The organism is Ruegeria sp. AH12 (assembly GCF_056541465.1).
Map to the genome: position 1 here is coordinate 1 of NZ_JBQFYL010000126.1, position 805 is coordinate 805.

An 805-nucleotide genomic window follows, 5' to 3' on the forward strand; every position below is an offset into this window, starting at 1 on the left:
GCCCTGCGGATGCGCCCCGACCGCATCATCGTGGGCGAGACCCGTGGCGCCGAAGTGATCGATATGCTGCAGGCCATGAATACCGGCCACGACGGATCAATGACCACGATCCACGCCAACTCGGCCCGTGACGGTATCTCGCGTCTTGAAAACATGATCGCCATGGCGGGGATCGAAATGCCGATCAAAGCGGTCCGCAGCCAGATCTCGTCGGCTGTGAATCTGATCGTTCAGGCCAGCCGTCTGCAGGATGGTTCGCGCCGGATGACATCAATCACCGAAATTACCGGCATGGAAGGTGACGTCATCTCGATGCAGGAAATATTTAAATTTCAACGGGTTGGATTGACCCCCGACAACAAGATCATCGGTCATTTCACCGCCACAGGTGTGCGCAGCCACTATTCCGAGCGCTTCCGTCTGTGGGGCTTCGATCTGCCCGCCTCGATCTACGATCCAACCACGATGTAGGAGAACCAAGATATGCAACTGCCTGTCGAGGCGCTCATCTACATCGTGATTTTCGTCGGGGTCTTTGCCCTGGTCGAAGGTATCTATCTCGTCGCATTCGGAAAATCGATCAGCCTGAACAGCCGCGTCAATCGCAGGCTGGATATGATCGATAAGGGCGTCGGGCGCGAGCAAGTACTGGAGCAGCTGCGCAAGGAAATGCAGCAGCACATGAAGTCGCAGAGCATACCGCTCTACTCGCTATTGGCAGACAAGGCGCAGAAGGCGGCGATCGCCTTCTCTCCTCGGCAGTTGATTGTGATCATGGCACTGGTTTCAGGGCTGGCTTTTGTAG

General features: G+C 56.4%; 1 protein-coding gene and 1 pseudogene. Both read left to right on the top strand.

The window, feature by feature from the left end; all coding sequences use genetic code 11:
• A partial coding sequence (locus ACR0EL_RS22090; RefSeq protein WP_480502302.1) for an ATPase, T2SS/T4P/T4SS family occupies positions 1-471 on the top strand: 471 nt, incomplete at its 5' end.
• Positions 472-483: 12 nt separating this feature from the next.
• A pseudogene (locus tag ACR0EL_RS22095) lies at positions 484-805 on the top strand (type II secretion system F family protein); the annotation flags it as partial.